This window comes from Desulfovibrio sp. GTC20076 (assembly GCF_055385905.1).
Window position 1 is genome coordinate 2,751,795 of the sequence record NZ_AP039366.1, and the last position, 18,166, is coordinate 2,769,960.

18 protein-coding genes are annotated in these 18,166 nt (G+C 61.4%); 11 read left to right on the forward strand and 7 right to left on the reverse strand.

All coding sequences use genetic code 11. The annotated features are described in order from the left end of the window. Nucleotides 1–109: 109 nt before the first annotated feature. Nucleotides 110–1,291, reverse strand: a complete 1,182-nt coding sequence (locus ACZ495_RS12030) for an aminotransferase class I/II-fold pyridoxal phosphate-dependent enzyme (RefSeq protein WP_015939313.1) — start codon at nucleotides 1,289–1,291, stop codon at nucleotides 110–112. A 362-nt stretch (nucleotides 1,292–1,653) separates the two neighbouring features. Here ACZ495_RS12030 and mtnA point away from each other — a divergent pair, with 362 nt between their 5' ends. Genes mtnA through ACZ495_RS12045 form a run of 3 tightly spaced genes read left to right on the forward strand, consistent with a single transcriptional unit; the run spans nucleotide 1,654 to nucleotide 5,259 of the window. Next, nucleotides 1,654–2,790 (forward strand): S-methyl-5-thioribose-1-phosphate isomerase, encoded by a 1,137-nt coding sequence (gene mtnA / locus ACZ495_RS12035; protein ID WP_072311655.1) that lies wholly within the window; start codon nucleotides 1,654–1,656, stop codon nucleotides 2,788–2,790. After that, nucleotides 2,787–4,832: a TIGR04326 family surface carbohydrate biosynthesis protein gene (locus ACZ495_RS12040; protein ID WP_464262330.1), complete on the forward strand. Its 2,046-nt coding sequence runs from the start codon at nucleotides 2,787–2,789 to the stop codon at nucleotides 4,830–4,832. The genes mtnA and ACZ495_RS12040 overlap by 4 nt, the downstream gene beginning before the upstream one ends. A 1-nt stretch (nucleotide 4,833) precedes the next feature. Then, nucleotides 4,834–5,259, forward strand: a complete 426-nt coding sequence (locus tag ACZ495_RS12045; RefSeq protein ID WP_015939310.1) for a C-GCAxxG-C-C family protein — start codon at nucleotides 4,834–4,836, stop codon at nucleotides 5,257–5,259. Between the two features lie 3 nt (nucleotides 5,260–5,262). Here the strand turns inward: ACZ495_RS12045 and ACZ495_RS12050 are convergent, their stop codons facing one another. Then, a complete protein-coding gene (locus ACZ495_RS12050; protein WP_464262331.1) occupies nucleotides 5,263–5,532 on the reverse strand; it encodes a hypothetical protein in 270 nt (89 codons plus the stop codon). Nucleotides 5,533–5,568: 36 nt separating this feature from the next. On the opposite strand from ACZ495_RS12050, the gene ACZ495_RS12055 reads away from it, so the two are divergent. After that, a complete protein-coding gene (locus tag ACZ495_RS12055) occupies nucleotides 5,569–6,990 on the forward strand; it encodes an L-serine ammonia-lyase (protein WP_015939309.1) in 1,422 nt (473 codons plus the stop codon). Further along, nucleotides 6,987–7,277 carry a putative quinol monooxygenase gene (locus ACZ495_RS12060; RefSeq protein ID WP_407845181.1) on the forward strand — a complete coding sequence of 97 codons (291 nt, stop codon included), beginning with the start codon at nucleotides 6,987–6,989 and terminating at the stop codon, nucleotides 7,275–7,277. Before ACZ495_RS12055 ends, ACZ495_RS12060 begins: the two co-directional genes overlap by 4 nt. 203 nt (nucleotides 7,278–7,480) lie before the next feature. Here ACZ495_RS12060 and serS read toward each other — a convergent pair whose 3' ends face one another. Beyond that, a complete protein-coding gene (gene serS / locus ACZ495_RS12065; protein ID WP_015939307.1) occupies nucleotides 7,481–8,755 on the reverse strand; it encodes a serine--tRNA ligase in 1,275 nt (424 codons plus the stop codon). A 366-nt stretch (nucleotides 8,756–9,121) separates the two neighbouring features. Between serS and ACZ495_RS12070 the strand changes: the two genes are divergently transcribed. The 3 genes from ACZ495_RS12070 (at nucleotide 9,122) to ACZ495_RS12080 (ending at nucleotide 11,838) form a co-directional block, all read left to right on the forward strand. Continuing rightward, entirely contained in the window at nucleotides 9,122–9,709 is a 588-nt protein-coding gene (locus tag ACZ495_RS12070; RefSeq protein WP_015939306.1) for an LPS assembly lipoprotein LptE, read from the forward strand. Nucleotides 9,710–9,776: 67 nt separating this feature from the next. Continuing rightward, nucleotides 9,777–11,489, forward strand: coding sequence for a tetratricopeptide repeat protein (locus ACZ495_RS12075; protein ID WP_464262332.1), 1,713 nt, complete (start codon nucleotides 9,777–9,779; stop codon nucleotides 11,487–11,489). Between the two features lie 4 nt (nucleotides 11,490–11,493). Continuing rightward, complete coding sequence (locus ACZ495_RS12080; RefSeq protein WP_464262333.1) at nucleotides 11,494–11,838, forward strand: hypothetical protein; 345 nt, start codon at nucleotides 11,494–11,496, stop codon at nucleotides 11,836–11,838. Between the two features lie 228 nt (nucleotides 11,839–12,066). Here the strand turns inward: ACZ495_RS12080 and ACZ495_RS12085 are convergent, their stop codons facing one another. Continuing rightward, nucleotides 12,067–12,876, reverse strand: a complete 810-nt coding sequence (locus tag ACZ495_RS12085; RefSeq protein WP_464262903.1) for a TlyA family RNA methyltransferase — start codon at nucleotides 12,874–12,876, stop codon at nucleotides 12,067–12,069. 395 nt (nucleotides 12,877–13,271) lie between these two features. Between ACZ495_RS12085 and rpmE the strand changes: the two genes are divergently transcribed. The 3 genes from rpmE (at nucleotide 13,272) to prfA (ending at nucleotide 15,825) form a co-directional block, all read left to right on the forward strand. Continuing rightward, on the forward strand, nucleotides 13,272–13,484 hold the full coding sequence (gene rpmE, locus ACZ495_RS12090; protein WP_015939301.1) for a 50S ribosomal protein L31: 213 nt from the start codon (nucleotides 13,272–13,274) through the stop codon (nucleotides 13,482–13,484). Between the two features lie 142 nt (nucleotides 13,485–13,626). Beyond that, entirely contained in the window at nucleotides 13,627–14,541 is a 915-nt protein-coding gene (locus tag ACZ495_RS12095) for a DUF1385 domain-containing protein (protein WP_464262904.1), read from the forward strand. Nucleotides 14,542–14,754: 213 nt separating this feature from the next. Continuing rightward, nucleotides 14,755–15,825: a peptide chain release factor 1 gene (gene prfA, locus ACZ495_RS12100; protein WP_015939299.1), complete on the forward strand. Its 1,071-nt coding sequence runs from the start codon at nucleotides 14,755–14,757 to the stop codon at nucleotides 15,823–15,825. A 230-nt stretch (nucleotides 15,826–16,055) separates the two neighbouring features. On the opposite strand, the gene ACZ495_RS12105 is transcribed toward prfA, so the two are convergent. Genes ACZ495_RS12105 through ACZ495_RS12115 form a run of 3 tightly spaced genes read right to left on the reverse strand, consistent with a single transcriptional unit; the run spans nucleotide 16,056 to nucleotide 18,051 of the window. Next, the gene (locus ACZ495_RS12105; protein ID WP_015939298.1) at nucleotides 16,056–16,772 is read right to left on the reverse strand and encodes a septal ring lytic transglycosylase RlpA family protein; all 717 of its coding nucleotides are present in this window, start codon (nucleotides 16,770–16,772) and stop codon (nucleotides 16,056–16,058) included. After that, the gene (locus tag ACZ495_RS12110; RefSeq protein ID WP_407845185.1) at nucleotides 16,769–17,785 is read right to left on the reverse strand and encodes a hypothetical protein; all 1,017 of its coding nucleotides are present in this window, start codon (nucleotides 17,783–17,785) and stop codon (nucleotides 16,769–16,771) included. The genes ACZ495_RS12105 and ACZ495_RS12110 overlap by 4 nt, the downstream gene beginning before the upstream one ends. After that, complete coding sequence (locus ACZ495_RS12115; RefSeq protein ID WP_015939296.1) at nucleotides 17,782–18,051, reverse strand: hypothetical protein; 270 nt, start codon at nucleotides 18,049–18,051, stop codon at nucleotides 17,782–17,784. The genes ACZ495_RS12110 and ACZ495_RS12115 overlap by 4 nt, the downstream gene beginning before the upstream one ends. Between the last annotated feature and the right edge of the window lie 115 nt (nucleotides 18,052–18,166).

Below are 18,166 nucleotides of genomic sequence, written 5' to 3' on the forward strand. Positions count from 1 at the left end.
GCCCCGGCCGCAGCCCTAAGGGCTGCACGAGCAGGCGTTCGCCGTATTACGGCGCGCTGCACGCCCGTGCAGCGTTAGCACATGTAAACTTTTTCAAGGTTGATCTGCGCTAGTCGGACGTGCCCGACAGCAGTTTGCGCATGCTGCTGATGGCCTGCCGTGTGCGGTGTTCGTTTTCGATAAGGGCAAAACGGACAAACTCGTCTCCGTAAGAGCCGAAGCCCAGCCCCGGAGAAACCGCCACATGGGCCTCTGTAAGCAGCAGCTTGGAAAACTCCACCGAACCCATCTTGCGGAAGGCTTCGGGTATGCGCGCCCATACGAACATGGTGGCCTTGGGCGAGGGAACCTCCCAACCTATGCGGTTCAGGCCGTCAACGAGGCGGTCGCGCCGCTCCTTATAAATGTTGCAGATATTGTTCACACAGTCTTCGGAACCGTTGAGCGCCACGGTAGCAGCGATCTGCACGGGCTGGAAGATGCCGTAGTCAAGATAGCTCTTGATGCGGCCAAGAGCGTGAATAAGCTGCTTGTTGCCCAGGCAGAAGCCCACGCGCCAGCCTGGCATGGAATAGCTTTTGGACAGGGTGTAAAACTCCACTCCCACGTCCTTGGCCCCCTTGGCCTGCAGGAAGCTCGGGGCTTTGTAGCCGTCAAACACCAGGTCCGCGTAGGCCAGATCGTGGATGACCCAGATGTTGTTGGCCTTGGCGAAGTCGACAATCCTTTCAAAAAAAGCCAGGTCCGTCACCTCGGTGGTGGGATTGTGCGGGTAGCAGAGGAAAAGCAGCTTGGGCTTGGGCCAGGCATGCCGCATGGCGGCCTCAAGGTCTTCAAAAAAGTCGCGGCCGGAACCAATGGGTACGCTGCGCACATCCGCGCCTGCGATGACGGGCGCGTATTTGTGAATGGGGTAGGTGGGGTCCGGTGCAAGCACCACATCGCCCGGCTCAAGCATGGCCAGCGAAAGGTGGGCCAGCCCTTCCTTGGAACCCATTGTCACAATGGCTTCGCTGTCCGGGTCAAGCTCCACGCCGAAGTGGCGCTTGTAGCGGTCACAGACGGCCTTGCGCAGGTTGGGGATGCCACGGGAAAGGGAGTAGCGGTGGTTGATGGGCTTGGCTGCGGCCTCGGTGAGCTTTTCCACAATGGGGGCGGGCGTGGGAATGTCCGGGTTGCCCATGCTGAAGTCCACGATGTCGATATTCTGCCGACGAAGTTGCATCTTGAGGTCCCCCACCACGGCGAAAACGTAGGGGGGCAGACGGCGAATGCGTGAAAACTCTTCCATTGTCCTGCTCCGGAGCATGATGATTGTCTCGTCAAAGGCAAAAGCGCCCTTGCGTTGGCGCGGCGGCCTGCTGTGCTGCCTGGCCGCGCGTACTGAAAAAACGCGCGCTGTCGCGCTCAGGCGCGGGCGCGGCGAACACCTGTGGGTGCGGCCTCTTCAGTGTGATGCAGCATAGCCAGCAGAAAGCCTGTTTGTAAAGCTTCAGGGTGCTGTAAAAGATAATTAAACTCTTCTTTTCACATTGTTACATTGCTTTTGGCGGGGGTGCTGGCATGCCGTTCCCGAGGTCCACCCGCACCCTATCATCTTTGCTTTCAGGCTATTGTGGTGTATGATCCGAGGGTACGCCACCGGAGGAAAGCATGGACGACCACATACGTTTTGACCACCAGACTTTTGAATTGCACCTGCTGGACCAGCGGCTTCTACCCGCACAGGAGGCCGACTTTGTCTGCCGCTCGGTGGAAGACGTGGTTTACGCCCTGCAAACTATGGTGGTACGCGGTGCGCCCGCCATTGGCGTTACGGCGGCCTGGGGCTGCGTGCTGGCGCTCAGGGAAGCTCAGGGGCCGGACTGGGCGGCAAGGCTTGAGCAGGGTATGGAGCGCATCGCCGCGGCCAGGCCCACGGCCGTCAACCTGCGCTGGGCCGTTGAGCGCATGCGCGGCGTGTGGCTTGCGGCGGGCGGTGAGGCGGGTGATCCCGCGCCCCTGCTGACGGCTTTTGCCCACGCGGCCCAGACCATGCAGGATGAAGACGTGGCCGTTTGCAAAACTCTGGGCCGTCACGGCGCGGCCTGTATTGAAGACGGCGACTGTGTACTTACGCACTGCAATGCCGGGGCGCTGGCAACGGCAGGCTACGGTACTGCCCTCGGGGTCATCCGCGCTGCGGTGGAGGCGGGCAAGAAGGTCAGCGTCATCGCTGACGAGACCCGCCCCTTTCTTCAGGGCGCACGCCTGACCGCCTGGGAGCTTGAACGGGACGGCATCCCCGTGACAGTGGCCTGCGACAATGCCTGCGCCCTGCTCATGAGCCGCGGGCTGGTGCAGCGTGTGGTGGTGGGGGCCGACCGCATCGCCGCTAACGGCGACACCGCAAACAAGATAGGAACCTATGGCGTGGCGCTGCTGGCCAGGCATTTTCATATTCCTTTTTATGTGGCTGCGCCGCTTTCCACCATTGACCCGGCCACGCCTGACGGGGCGGGCATTCCCATTGAAGAGCGCCCGGAGCTTGAGGTGACCCATATGGGAGAAACGCGGTTGTGTCCGGAAAACGTCCCTGTTCTCAATTTTGCCTTTGACGTGACGCCTGCGGAATATATAAGCGGCATCATTACAGAAAAAGGTGTTCTCTATCCGCCTTACGGTCTGTCCATATGGGCGGCGCTCAACGATTTGAGCACGGGGCGCAGCGCGGGCATCAGCGCCGGACCCCTGCGGGACGAGGATGACGCCCCCGATGCGGAGCCTGACCGGAGCCGGGAGCGCTCATGAAGGAGCTTATACTCATAGCCGGACCGGTTGCTCCTGATCTGGGACCATGCCCGGTCAATCCCGAAAGCTTCAGGGGCGGCGCCGCGCAGACCGTTGTGCAGTGGGAAGGCTGGGAGGCTCCCGAGGGCCATATTCCCCTGGCAACCCGCCTGCGCAAGGACCTTGAGACCATACGCGCCGAGCACGCGGCCTGGGCCTACGATCTTGGCCGTCTTGTGGTCGGCGGCAAGGAAGCGCAGGAATACCTGAAGGGCGGCCACGGCCTTTCCATGTGGTGGTGCTCGCTGCTGTACGAGCGCCATCCCAAGATGACGCCCGGCCTGTACACGGTGTACAAGCTGCGCGCCCTTGAGCGTCTTATGGACGAAGGGGGCTATACCGCCCTGCGCCTTTGCGGCGGCGATGCGCCCCTGCGCGAGGTGCTGGCGGATATGTGCGCCTCTTCCGGCCGGACTTTTATCGAGCAGCACGAAAGCGGGGTAAACCTCAAGCCGGCCATGAGCCTGGCACGCCGCCTGTACAACGCGGCGCCGGCTCCGCTGCGCGCCCTGGTGCGCTACGCCCACTGGCTGTGGTCAGTGCGGCGCAGGCTGCCCGCCGCCCCGGATGCGGGCAGGGCGCTGCCCCCGGTACAGGGGCCGGACGGGCCGGTGCAGGCCGCCACCATTGCCACCTATTTTCCCAATGTGGACATGAAGGCCGCCGGAGAAGGGCGGTTTCGCTCCCGCTACTGGGAGAGTCTGCACGACGCCCTTGACGGAGCTTTTAAAAAAGAGGGCGCGCCGTGGGTGCGCTGGCTTTTTATCCGCTTTCCCGCGCCGCAGCTGAGTCTTGAACAGTGCATTGCCCTGCGTGACCGTTTCCGGCAAAAAAACAGAGATGGCGCGAGCTTTCATTATCTTGAAGAATTCTTGCGCCATCGTGACCTGTGGGCCGCCCTGTGGCGTCATCTGCGTCTGTGCGTCAGCAGCCTCTGGCTGGAGCGGGCCGTTCGCCCGGCCTTTCGCTTTGCCGGATCCCATGTCAATTTCTGGCCGTATATGGGCGAGTACTGGGCCGAATCGTTCAGGGGCTGGAGGGGGCTTGAGCGCTGTTTGCAGCAAAGGGCGCTTGATGTGTACGCGCAGGCGGCAGGACCGCAGCGCTGGACGCTTTTCCCCCTTGAAAACTGCCCCTGGGAGCGCATGCTTGCCCATGCCGTGCGTTCCGCCGCGCCCACGCCGGAACCGGCCGCGCAGGAGGTTGCGCACGGCGACACTGCCGCCCATAACGGGCATGCGGCCCCGGGGGCGATTATCGGCGCGCAGCACTCCACCGTACGGCCCACGGATTTTCGCTATTTTGATGATCCCCGCGCTTTTGGCCCCCCGTGCGACGAATTTCAGCCCGACCTCGTGCGCGGCAACGGCGATTCGGCCTGCCGGCAGTGGCTGCAAGCAGGTCTGCCGCCGGAAAAACTGGGAACAGTCGAGGCCCTGCGCTACCTGTACCTTGTGGAAGAAAAAAAGCCGCATGAAAGTGGCCGTTCGCCCGGGGCAGAAGATGCGGCGGCCGTACCTGCCGGGTCGAAGCGCCTGCTGGCGGTCACAAGCTTTTTCAGGGATGAAACAGAAGCCCACCTGGTTCTGCTGGCCCGTGCCCTGCATGCCGGTCTGCTGGACGGCTGGCAGATCGTGGTCAAGCCCCACCCTTATCTGCCGGTGGAGGAGCGCCTGCGCGCTCTGCTGGGTCGCCGTTTCGACGAGGTGCGCGTGGCCCGGGGAGCCATTGCCGAGGAGCTTGCTTCCGGCGTTGTTGTCTGGTCTTCAAACTCCACAACGGTAGCTCTGGAGGCGGCGCTCAAGGGCCTGCCCGTCATAAGCATGCTGCCCGTGGACGACTTTGACCTTTGTCCCTTGCAGGATGTGGCGGCCCTGCCGCGCACGGGCAATGTAGAGGATGTGGCGCTGGCCCTGGCAGGCACAGCGCCGCTGCATCTGCCCCCGGACTATCTGGATCTGGACCCGGCGTTGCCGCGCTGGAAAAAGCTGCTCGGAGTGTGACATGAGCATGGGCACACAAGAACGCATTGTTGACCTGGTGCATCGCTGTTATTGGGAAAGAAACGCCAACTGCGCCTACACGACCCTGTACTGTCTGGAGCACCTGACGGGGCAGCCCGTGCATCCGCAACTGTATCAGGCTGTGCGGGGCTGCCACGGAGCCGGGGGCATGGGCGGCCAGTGCGGGCTGGTAGAAGGAGCACTGCTTTTTCTCGGCCTTTACGGAGAGGTTTTGGGCAAAAACGACGAAGAGGTCGTGGCCCTCTGCGCGCGTTATGCCGCTGTGTTTACCAGGCAGTTCGGCAGCCTCGACTGTCGCGACCTGCGCCCCGGCGGCTTTCGCCCCGATGATCCGCCGCACATGTGCGAGCGCTTCACGGTCAGAGCCGTGACCTGCATTCATGACTTCGTTATTACGCTGAAGTAATTTTTATCGGTGTGTGGCCTGCTGGTGCGGGGGAGTGTGCCTGCGAAGGGGGCGTATCCCCATAACCGGCCCCGCCTGGCCGCCCGCCGCGCAGGCGTCCAATAAAGAGCAAAGAAAAAGCCCTCGCGCCCGCAGGGCCATAAAAACATCCTCCCGAAGGACAAGCTTTTCCTGATTGTCCATCAGCCATGCGTTTTCACGCGCCACGCCGTGCCACACGTTGCGTGGCGGGGCCTCCTGTGTCACAAGAGAATAGGCGGAGTTGCGCGCCATTGTGCAGCGCTGCACATTTTTTTCGCGGGGGACGTCATGTTGAGCGTTTTTGATCTGTTCAAAATCGGCATCGGGCCGTCCAGTTCGCACACTGTGGGTCCCATGGTGGCGGGCAAGGCCTTTGCGGGCGAACTGGCGGTATTGGGGCTGCTGCCCCTGACCGGACGTGTAACCGTGGATCTCTTTGGTTCTCTGGCCCTTACGGGCGAAGGGCACGGCACTACCGGAGCCATCCTGGGTGGCCTTGAGGGCGAGGAACCGGCTACGGTGGATACCGCCCATCTGGTGCGGCGCACAGCAGAACTGAAAAATAATGCGGACCTGAATCTTATTTGCGCGCATCGCATTCCGTTTATCTACGAACGCGACATGCTTTTGCACAAGGGCCTGTTTCTGCCCCGGCACTCCAACGGCATGAAGCTTGTGGCTTACGCCGCTGACGGCACGGAACTGCATTCCCGCGTGTACTATTCCATCGGCGGCGGTTTTATACGCACTGATGCGGACTTTGAAACCGGGCCGGAAGAATACCCCGCGCCGCCGTACGTCTATGAAACAGCCGAAGAACTGTTCGCCCATTGCGAACGGGAAGGCAAGACCGTGGCCCAGATTGTCATGGTCAATGAAAGTTTTTGGCACTCAGAGGCTGAGGTGCGCCGCCGTGCCCAGGCCGTCATGGATGTCATGCGTGATTCGGTGGAGCGCGGCTGTTATACCGACGGCGTATTGCCCGGCGGCTACAACGTGCGCCGTCGCGCGCCCAATCTGCTGCGTAAGGTCAGTGCCCTTCAGGCCCAGGGCCGCCGTGATCTGAGTCTGTGGCCCACGCTGTATGCTTTTGCCGTTGCCGAAGAAAACGCCTCCGGCGGGCGGGTGGTGACGGCTCCGACCAACGGAGCGGCCGGTATTGTACCCGCGGTACTGACCTACTACCAGAATTTCTACCCCCATGCCACGGAAGACGGCGCACTGGATTTTCTGCTTACGGCCGGGGCCATCGGGCTTTTTTACAAGATCAATGCCTCCATCTCCGGGGCTGAGGTGGGCTGCCAGGGTGAAGTGGGCGTGGCCTGTTCTATGGCTGCCGGAGCCTACTGCGCGGTAACGGGCGGCAGCGTAAAGCAGGTGGAAGTGGCGGCGGAGATCGGTATGGAGCATAACCTGGGCCTTACCTGCGACCCTGTGGGCGGCCTTGTGCAGATACCCTGCATCGAGCGCAACGGGGTAGCTGCGGAACGCGCGGTCAACTGCGCCCAGCTTTCACGGCTGGAAGACGGGCGGCAGCGCGTTATTTCTCTGGATGCCATCATTGAGGTCATGTACCGCACGGGCCTTGATTTGCAGTCCCGCTACAAGGAAACCTCGCTGGGCGGCCTGGCTCAGGCCGTGGCCGAGGGGCTTGAACGCAAAAAGCAGGGCGGCGCGGGGCCGTCCGGCAGGAAGGAAGCAGTATCATGAGTGAAATACATATAGTGGCCGAACTGGAAGTGCTGCCGCAGTATCGCGAAGCCTTCATGCCCGAGCTGCGCGCTCTGGTGGACGGCAGCCGCGGAGAACCCGGCAACCGGGGGTATGAGCTTACCGAGGATGTCTCGAACATGTGCCGTTTGTTTGTGCTTGAAACCTGGGCCTCACAAGAGGCGGTGGACGCGCACAATGTTTCGCCGCACTTTACGGCCTTTGGCGCGTTTGCAAAGGGCAAGCTCCGGCATATGAACGTAACTCTTCTTAAAAAAGTCTTTTAGACTGGATAGGCGGTTTTTCCGGTGGCGGTTGCGTGTCGTTGCAGGCTCATAGCTTCAGCGGCTGTGCATCATGTATCATGCAACGGGGCTTTGCCGTCAGGTCTACCCTATAGGTATGCACCTGGCGCCAAAGCCCCGTTTTTTATCAATGCAAAGCCGTCAAAACAGTTTCAGGGCAGTTTGCCGTACCCTGAAAAGCGTTATTAGCGCGGCTCGATGCTTTCCACCCCGTCCATATAGGGAACCAGCACCTTGGGCAGCACCACGCTGCCGTCTTTCTGCTGGCCGTTTTCCAGAATGGCGGCAATGGTGCGCCCGGTGGGCAGGCCGGAGCCGTTGAGCGTGTGGACAAAAGCCGTTTTGCCGCCCTTGGGCCTGAAGCGGATGTCCGCACGGCGCGCCTGAAAGTCCGTGCAGTTGGAGCAGGAAGAGATCTCACGGTAGGTTTTCTGGGCGGGCAGCCATACTTCCACATCATAGGTCTTGGCAGCGGCAAAGCCCATATCGCCGGTGCAAAGGGTGATGACACGGTGGGGCAGTTCAAGCAGTTCCAGCAGGTTACAGGCGTGGCCGCGCATAAGCTCAAGCTGGTTGAAACTGTCTTCGGGGTGGGCAAAGCGTACCATCTCCACCTTGGTGAACTGGTGCAGGCGAATGATGCCCCGCGTGTCTTTGCCCGCGCTGCCCGCTTCGGAACGGAAGCAGGGCGTGGCCGCACAGTAGGCGCGCGGCAGGTCGGACTCTTCAAGCACTTCGCCCGCATGCAGGTTCGTCAGCGGCACTTCCGCAGTGGGGATGAGAAAATAGTCCCACTCGGCCAGCTTGAAGAGGTCTTCTTCAAATTTTGGCAGCTGGGCCGTGCCTGTCATTGAGGCGCGGTTGACCATATAGGGAGGGCTTACCTCAAGGTAATCATTGTGCCGGGTGTGCCTGTCGAGAAAAAAGTTCACCAGGGCGCGTTCAAGGCGCGCGGCCCAGCCCAGGGACACGACAAAGCGGCTGCCTGTAAGACGCGCGGCACGCTCGAAGTCCAGTCCGCCAAGGGCCGTGCCGATGTCGTCATGCGGGCGAGGTTCAAAGTCAAGCTGCCGCGGTTCGCCCCAGCGGCCTACCTCGACGTTTTCGTTTTCGTCGGCGCCCACAGGCACGGTGCTGTCGGGAATGTTGGGCATGCTCATGAGCAGGTTTTCCACGTCAGTCTTGACCTGCGTCGTTTCCACGTCCAGTTCCTTGATGCGGTCTGACAGGGAAGACAGTTCGGTGAGCAGGGGGGCAGCGTCCTGGCCGGAGCGCTTGAGCGCGGCCACCTGGGCTGAAGCCTCGTTACGCTTGCTTTTAAGCCCTTCCACTTCCGTAAGCAGGGAGCGGCGGCGGCCGTCCAGCTCAAGAAATGCGTCTACGCTGATACCCGAATGCCGGTCGGCCAGGGCCTTGGCTAAAACTTCGGGCTGCCTCTGCACCAGTTTAAGATCAATCATGACCGCTCCTGAAAATCTGCGCTGTATTGCGCCGGATTCGCGGTAAAAATTGCGGCACAAGGCTGTAGTGGCATGCGTATGGTCCGGCCTGTGGCAGAAAAAATGTGCCTTTTGTACGAAAACGCGCTCTTGCGCGCCGGACAGGAACAAAAAAGCGCATTTATCTTCGCTGTACTCACCGCAGCATATTTGCGGATAAAAGCAGAAGCCTCAAGGGCCGGAAGGTGCGAATGCCGGTACAGCACTGGGCCGCCCGCGACAATATTATTCCTTTAGCATGGGGGTATGCCGCCTTGCAAGGCTGGCTTTTTCCGTATATAGCTCACGGGAATACTCTCGAGAATTTCTATAAAACGCGAGGCTGTCATGAAACCTGTGCGCAACGTCTTATATCTTGTTTTGCTGGCCTTTCTGGCAACTGCCTGCGGCCCGGCCAACAATGTGCGGCTGATGCCGCCGCCCTTTATGGAAGGCGGCGTGCTGCCCGGTCCCAAGGCCCCCCGGGTGACGGTGGTGGCTTTTGAGGACAAGCGGCAGGATCAGACCGTGATCGGTTCCCGCCGCGACAACAGCGCCTTTGTCACCAGCGACAGCGTTACCCAGTGGATCAGCAAGGCTCTGGCTGATGAACTGGCCCGTAACGGCCTGCAGGTTTCCTATGCCGACAGCGTCAATCAGGCGCGGGCGGGCAATCCCGACTACCTCGTAACCGGCGACGTGGATCAGGTCTGGCTCAAGGAAAATTCCGCCACAGACCTTGCCACCAACATGCGCGTGAACTACGCCCTGGCCAACCGGCAGGGGCGCATCTACAGCGAAACGCTCAATGCCTCGCAGTCGCGTACGGTCATGCCCCTGGGGTCCACGGCTGATAACCTCATGCTGGACACGTTGCGTGAACTTATCAAACCCATGGCGCAAAAGATTGTCCAGGCTATCGAGGCCAAGAAGTAAGCCCCTGCGGGCTTTGAATCTTCTGTTTTTTTGCACAGTCATGACACTGGCTGTGCCGGGATTTTGCATGCTGCCGCCGGCCCTTGTGGCCGGCGGTCTTGTCTTGGCACGCCCGGTAAAAGCCGAAGGTGCCGAGGCCCTGCCTGCTCATTCCCCGGCATCTGGGGGCGCCCTCGCTGTAACGGCCGGTGCCGGGGGGGCTGCCGGAGAAAACCCGGTGGAAGAAGGAGCGTTATCAGCACCACTGGTTCTTGTCAGCCCCATTGAGCGCAGTGAAACCGTTGTGGTACGCCCGCCCCTCAGTCATGCGTCTGGTCTGGTTCTGGCCGGGGGGCGCGCCCGTTTGCGGGCCTTGCGGGCCGCCGCTGAGGCCCTGCCCAACCGGCGCGACATCCGCATGGGCGCGGTCAGGGCAGAAGAGCGTCTGGCGCTGGCCGCCCACCTTTACAGAGCCGTGAACACGCCCAAAGCTGTGGGCACGCCACATTCTGCCGGCAACGGTCTTGCCCGGGCGGAAGTGAGCCTTGAGGTACGCCCGGCGGCAGCCGCAGGCATGTCGCATATTTTGCACAGCTTTGACCTTATGCAGATGCGTCTGCAACTGTTGCGGGAAAGCGCGGCCCTTTTGCAGCTTATGAACAGTCGTCTTTTGCCGGAAACGAGGCAGGGGGCGGCCGGTCCGGCCAATCCTGACAGCTCGGGCGGTCCGGCCATGTCGGCCAGTCCAGACGGATCAGACTGGTCCGTTTTTGGCCGCAGCACCTTCCGCGCGCCTGTCAGCCTGCCCGACGTGGGGGGACACGGAGAGCAGCGGGGTAACGCGCACAAAAATGCCCTGGACGAGCTTTTTTCCGGCCGGGCCGGTACGGGTATGGGCGCCCGCCGCCCGCCGCCCGCCGTTGCCGTATCCCCCGGGCGGACCGAGGCCAAGCCAGATTTCACGGGCGGCGTTTCTGGCGCTGCTTTGGTCCCTGCTTCAGCCGTTGCCGAGGGGGCTGCCGCGGCAACGGCCGCAGGCGAGAGGGATGCGCAACCTGTGCCGTCCGGCAGCGTTGCTTCGGCAAATACTGTGCCTAAAGCCGCTCCGCCCCTGCAGACGCCGCCAGCCCTGTCGGACGAGGTGTGGGCGCAAAGCCACTGGAGCCTTGCCGCCCGTCGCTTGCAGGCCATGTTTGACGTGCAGGACATGCTGGTGGATGCCGATCCGGACGGCTGGCTTGTGCAGGCCGGGGATCTGCCCCTGCTGGAACAGGCGGCCCTGCTCGTGCCGGACAGTCCCTCGGTATGGCTTTTGCTGGCCGAAGCGCAGATGCGCCATGATCTGCCCCTGCAAAGCGTAACCTCCTGTGACGCGGCCCTTGATCTGGATTCCGGGTTGAGCCGCGCGCGCTATATCCGGGCGCTCGGGCATCTGCGCCTGCAACAGCTGGCGCTTGCCGAGGCTGACCTGACAGTTTCCCTGGCCCGCCGGCACGGCATCGAGCCACAAGGCGAAGACCGGGCGCGGCGTTTACGCGCCCGCGGCGCGGTGCGCATGCAGCGGCAGGATACCGCGGGCATGTGTGAAGATTTCAGCGCGGCCTGCGCCCTTGGCGATTGCGAGGGGCTTGTTCTGGTGCGCGCACAGGGGCAGTGTCTGCCTCCTGCCGTTGTGAAACTGCGGGAAGCCGCATCATCATCTGCGAACGGGGAGGAGCCGCCCGCAGCCGCGCAGGAAATGCCGCCTGTGCCGCAGAAAACAGATACGCCGTTGCCCGGCGGCATTGAAAAAAGGAAGTGACAGCGTGAGCCGCAACCCTCTGCTCAAGGTCTATGGGCATGTATACCCTGTGGACCGGGAATTTTATGATGCTCTGGCTCACGCCTGTGCGGATGCCCTGCCTGACGAAACGGATATTCCGGTCATCGAGATGGACGGGGACATGGCGCGCATATCCTTTGAGGGCACGTATTTTCCTGTGGACGAAACGCTGGAGGCGCTGGCCCGCGGGCTGCAGCCAGACCACAAGGGCAAACTCGATGTGCTGGACATGGAAGGCTGGCGCCTGACCCGCCATGTCTTTGATACGGGGCACATCAAAAGCAGCAGCGCCTCGCTGAACAACGTGCTGGACTATTCCGGACACTAGCGCAGCTTGTCTTTGAAATTGCCCTGACGGCTGTGCGGGCAGACGCCCGCCGTGGAGGCGCAAACGCAGTAACGGGCGTGTTCCGGCCTTTGAGAATGTACATTCTCAAAGGCCATCTGCTCTCGCTGTAGAAAAATAACAGGCCAATGCGCGTTTGAAGGCCCCAGGCTGTCTTTATTCGGGCCGCCTGCGCGGCGGGTGGCAGCGGGACCAGTCAAGGGGGCTGCTTCAAGGGGTAAAGGCCCGGTTCCGGGCTGTGTCGTTTTCCACAACCGCGTTGCCGCGTTCGAAAAGTGCCATGTACTCCTGATTGCCCTTGGGACCCTTGATGGCCGCAGGCAGTACGCCACGGCAGCTCAGGCCCAGGCTGGCCCGGCCGAATGCGAGTATCTTGTCCACGGCTCGTTGCCGTGCTTCTTCGTCCCGCACCACGCCCTTGACTGTTTCGCCCGGTCCCAGTTCAAACTGTGGTTTGATAAGCGTGCCCACAAGGCCCCCGGGCCTGAGCCAGGTCATGCAGGCGGGAAGCACGAGAGTGAGCGATATAAAGGAAACGTCGGCTACCACCATGTCCACCGGTTCGGGGATAAGCCCGGCCTCGGCGTGGCGCAGGTTCACGCCTTCAAGATTGATAACGCGGGCATTGGTCCGCAGTTTTTCATGCAGCTGGTTGCGCCCCACGTCCACAGCGTAAACGCGGGCCGCGCCCCTTTGCAGCAGGCAGTCCGTGAAGCCGCCCGTGGAGGCTCCGGCATCCAGGCACACAAGGCCGGTCACGTCCAGCTTGAACTGGTCGAGGATGGTCAGCAGCTTGTATGCCCCGCGGCTGACGTAGGGTTCCGGCTGCAGCAGGGCAAAGGCCGTGTCAGCCGGATACGGATGCCCCGGCTTGGGAACAAGCTGTGGCGGCGCACCGGGTACACCGGCGGCAAGGGCTATCTTGCCAGCCATGATGAGGCGGCGGGCCTGCTCGCGGCTGTCCGCAAGGCCCTGTTCAAAAACAAGCTGGTCTGCGCGTTGACGTGGGTTTTTTGCCATGCGGGCTATATAGCGCCGAAGGCGGCGGCTGGCAATGCGATATGCGGTGCGCTCAACGTGTGCAGACAGGGACCGGGCCTGCTGCGCCAAGGAGGTGGCATGACGGCATGCCCACAGCAGGCAGGTATTTTTTATGGACATGCCGGTCCGTTGCAAAAAACGGGCAGATGTGTGCGGCTGTATCTGTTTGCGGCAGGGCAGGGGCCTGCTGGCCGAATTGTGGTTGTGCGGCTTCCGGCGGTACGGCTTTTCCTTTGTGCTTTCCCCTTGCCAAAGGTTTAAAGAAGCGCTATATAGCTTGCCCTTGTGCGATATGTTTTCGCGCCAGAGGAAAAACGCGCGGGCGTCCGGCGATGATTCTGCCGGATTATGCCGCGTTCCATGAGGTAGCTGTCATGAAAAAAGATATCCATCCCAAAGTGTTCAACGCCACCATCACCTGCGCCTGCGGCAATGAAGAAAAAGTGCTCTCCACCAAGGGTGAGCAGGTGAACGTGGAAGTGTGCTCCGCGTGCCATCCGTTCTTCACCGGCAAGCAGCGCTTCCTTGATACGGCTGGCCGCATTGACCGCTTCCGTAAAAAGTACGCCAAGTTTGAGCAGAAGTAATCGCGGGCGGCAGACCATGCCGCACATGAGCGACGCACGGCAGGGAGCGCCACGCACGGCCACAGGGGCAAAATCCCGGTGGGCCACGATGGCGCTTTGTGCTTTGACGTCGGCTTGCCCCACTGTTGGCGGGCAGGCCGTCATGGAAGGCGTGATGATGCGCAACGGCGATGCCTATGGCCTTGCCGTGCGCCAGGCGGACGGGAGCATTCTCGCCCATCGTCTGCCGTGGTTTTCCCTGTTGCGCCGGCCCTGGCTCAAAAGGCCTTTTCTGCGGGGTTTTCCCATTCTGCTTGAAACGCTGGTCAACGGCATCAAAGCTCTCAACCGTTCTGTGGAAGCCGTAGCCCAAGGGCAGGAAGAGGAAATTTCCGGCTGGCATCTGGTTTTGACGCTGGCGGCGGCCCTGCTTATGGCCATAGGTCTTTTTGTGGTTGTGCCGCACCTGATGTCCCTGCTTATGCTGTGGCTGCATCTGGGCGGTGATGTGGAAGGCCTGAGCTTTCACCTGTGGGACGGTTTTTTCAAGTGCTGCATCTTTATGGGCTATATCAAGGCCATTTCATATGTGCCTGATATCCGTCGCGTTTTTCAGTACCACGGGGCCGAACACAAAACCATACACGCCTTCGAATCCGGGGGCGCGGTTGACGCGGCACACGCTGCCCGCATGAGCCGTTTGCACCCGCGTTGCGGCACAACATTTCTGCTTTTCGTCATCTGCATTTCCATTGTGCTGCATGCGGTACTCGTACCCATGCTGCTGGCCCTGTATACGCCGCAAAGCGCCGTGGCCAAGCACGCATTGACCATATTTTTCAAGTTGCTGCTTATGGCGCCCATCAGCGCTCTGGCATATGAGCTTATCCGCTATGCCGCGCGCCTGCCGGAAGGACCGCTGGCCCAGGTGCTGCGCGCGCCTGGCCTGGCCCTGCAAAAACTGACCACATACGAGCCGGACGAAAGCCAGCTTGAGGTGGCGGTGGTGGCCCTGAGCGAGGCGCTGGGACCTGACGCCGGAGAACGGGTGCGCCCTGTACCCTACATCAGGCAGTAAGCAGGCAATATAAGCATTGCCGCCGCAACGCGGCGTGCCGGGCGGCTGGCTGTGACAGGCCGCCGTATGGCCGCCGTCCGCGCAGGCCACGATACTGGCCCCGCGCCGACCATATTGAAAGTATGACATTTTCGCGAAAGCGTCCTGCCTGTGCGGTTGGGGCGGTTCGCCGCCGCATGAGTTGTTTTTGTCCACTGCCAGTCGGAGACGTTTATGTTCGCCAAATTGGAAGGCCTGGAAAAGAAATATCTGGAGCTTGAAGAGGCCCTTGCCCAGCCTGATGTTTTCAACGATCAGGATCAGTACCGCAAGCTGACCAAAGCCCACGCCGACCTGAGCGACGTGGTGGAGCTTTTTCGCCGTCACCGCGCGGTGAGCGAAGAGCTGGCCGAAAACAGGCTGCTGCTGCACGATGAAGACCCCGAAATCCGTGCCATGGCGCAGGAAGAAGTGCACCGGGGCGAGGCCGAACTGCCAAATCTTGAGCATGAACTCAAGGTAATGCTGCTGCCCAGCGACCCCCTGGACGAAAAAAATACCATTCTTGAAATCCGCGCGGGTACGGGCGGCGAAGAGGCTGCCCTGTTTGCAGCGGATCTTTTCCGCATGTATACGCGCTATGCCGAGCTTAAAAACTGGAAGGTGGAGATCATGAGTGAATCCCCTTCCGAAAACGGCGGCTATAAGGAAATCATCTGCCTTATCGCCGGCGACCGCGTGTACAGCCACCTCAAGTTCGAGGCGGGAACACACCGTGTGCAACGCGTACCCGCTACCGAGGCGCAGGGCCGTATTCACACCTCGGCCGCTACCGTGGCCGTTATGCCCGAAGCTGAAGAGGTCGACGTTGAAATCCGCCCCGAAGACCTGCGCATAGATATTTACCGGGCTTCGGGCGCGGGCGGACAGCACGTCAACAAGACGGAATCGGCCGTGCGTATCACCCACCTGCCCACCAATACCGTGGTTACCTGTCAGGATGAGCGCTCGCAGCATAAAAACAAGGCCCGCGCCATGAAGGTGCTTGCCTCGCGTATTCTGGCTGCCGAACGCGAGCGCCAGAGTTCGGAGCTTTCCGCAGACCGCAAGGCACAGGTCGGCTCCGGCGACCGTTCGGAGCGTATCCGTACCTATAACTTTCCGCAGGGCCGCTGCACGGACCATCGCATCAATCTGACACTGTATTCCCTGGACAGGATTATGGAAGGCGAGTTGGAATCGTTGGTGGAGGCTTTGGGCACAGCCGCCCAGGCCGAAGCCCTCAAGGCCCAGGCCTCCGAATAGTTCCCGGGGCATTTCCCCCCTGTCCGGCACGGGGGGGATCGGCGTTTCCGCGCTGAGCCATGTGCTGTTTGCCGCAAAAAAGCCCTCGCAAGTATCTTATGCTTGCGAGGGCTTTTTTGCGGCAAAACGGGATTGCTGGAACGTAAAAGTGATGATGGGCGTCTGGGCCGCACAGCCTCCGGAACAGTTGCAAGGTCTCCCGCGCCAGAGCGGTTACTGGTTGAAATGTTCTAGTCGCCCACGACAAATGAGCCGGGATAGAGAATGCTGAAAATTTCAAGCTGCTTTTGCGCCCCGAAAGAATCCGGCCACGGCCCTGCCTGCACGTTCCACATATTGTTGCTGCCGTAGCGCATCCGGCTCTTGTGGCCCGCCTTGGCAAGGGTCTGGGTCAGACGGGCGGCATTGCTCTTGTTGGCGAAAGCGCCCACCTGCACATAATAGGCCCCTGTAAAATCGCCGTCGTCGCGCATCTGCGGCACGCCGCCCAGGCTCTGGATGCGTACCCGTCCCGTGCCCGGTCCCACAATATTAAGACGTGTTGCCGCGGCGCGCGAAAGATCGATAACGCGGTCGCCTACAAAGGGACCACGGTCATTGATGCGCACAATGATGCTGCGCCCGTTGCCCAGGTGGGTCACGCGCACCTTTGTACCTAACGGCAAGAGCTTGTGGGCGGCGGTCATTGCATACTGATTGTAGCGTTCACCATTGGCCGTTTTTTTACCGTGAAAGCCCGGGCCGTACCACGAGGCCACGCCCACTTCCACAAAGCCGTGGGCAGACTTGAGCGGATAATAGGTCTTGCCGCGTACGGTGTAGGGTTTGGTGCCGGTAACGCCGCCCTTGCGCCACGAGCCGCCTCCGCGTGAGCCGCAGCCGGAAAAGAGCAGGGCACAGAGAGCAAGGATGAGGCAGTTCCGCAGGGTGCGGAGGGCCGGTGTCATACTTTGTCAATCTCCACAGGGGCGAGGTAGGGCAGGCAGGGGAACTGGGCGCTTTTGCCGCAGCTGGCACAGATGCCGGAGGTGCCTTCGTTGAGCAGGCGGCACAGCATGTTCTGCCCCGGCCCGCGCAGCAGGTCTCTCCTGTGGGCGTCCTCAAGCAGGGCAATGGCCGGTTCGCGGCGTCCTGCCTCAAGAAAATCACGGGCGGCCAGCAGGTAAAGATTTTCATGGCCCGGGCCGTACAGGGCATCCAGAAGGATCTCGTAGCCCGCACCAAAGGCCTGCTCGGCCATGTGCTCTTCGCTGGCAAGCCAGCGCGCCAGGTGGGTATTGTGCTTTTCGACCACCAGATACTGGGCGAGCAGCCGCAGGCCGTGGGAAAGCACGTGGCTTATGCGTGAAAGTTCGCGGGAAGAGCTTTCCGCAGTCTGCCCGCCAAGGCCGCGCAAAGGATTGTACATTTCGGCCGTAACCGCATCGTGTCGCGATATCTGTATGAGCCGGTTGGCGTAGTGCTGGTTCTGAAAGGCGTCTTCTTTCAGCTTGACGCATTCATGAAAGGCATAGCCGATGCACCAGTCAATAAGGGCCTCAAGCGCTTTTATGCCCTCGGTGCCGTCAGGCAGGATGTTCCGGGCATGACGGTGCAGGTTCTCGATCTGTTCCGTTTCTGCGCGGGCGGCCTGCGCGCCCTGGCATGCCGCGGTGTCCGGTGCCGGATCGCCCCCGGATGGGCCGGGGCTGGCGGCCACAGGCGCGGGCGTGTCCACAGGGGCCACATCGCCGTTGGACGAGCCGTTGCGAAAAAGCAGATGGGCGGTGTCTTTCAGCCGCCAGAACACGCCCTTGCGCATGGCTTCGCCCAAAAGGTCGCGCAGGGCCGTGTACGACACGGCCCCGTCCAGTTCAAAACGGCGGCGCTGGGCAGAAAGCGCGTGATAGACAGTGCAGTAGTCACGCACAAGGTCACGCACAAGAAAGTCGCGGTTGGCTAACAGCCAGCGCCCTTTCACGCCTCGTCCTCCTTGAGGAGTGCCCGCGCCACTGCCAGGTCGTAAAGCCTGAGGGGATCAGCCTCGGAGTTCCGCTCCTGCTGGTAAAGCTGGGCGGCGTCCTGCACGATATTCATGCTGAGCCAGGGGTGGCGGTCCCATACCTCGGGCATGTCGGAGCGCCAGAGGCGAAATTCCACTTCGCCGTGCTCGCCGCGCCGCACATAGACGCGGGAAAGGCTGTTGCCCGCCTGGGGGTGGTAGTACAAACCGAGTTCGTCTTTCATGATGGGAGGGTTCCTTGAAAATAGCGCCGGAATGGCGGTGGCTGTTCGATAATATGCAGCGCAGTGTACGCTGAAAAGAGAAGATTTGCCAAGGCCGGAGGTGTCGTATATGTGA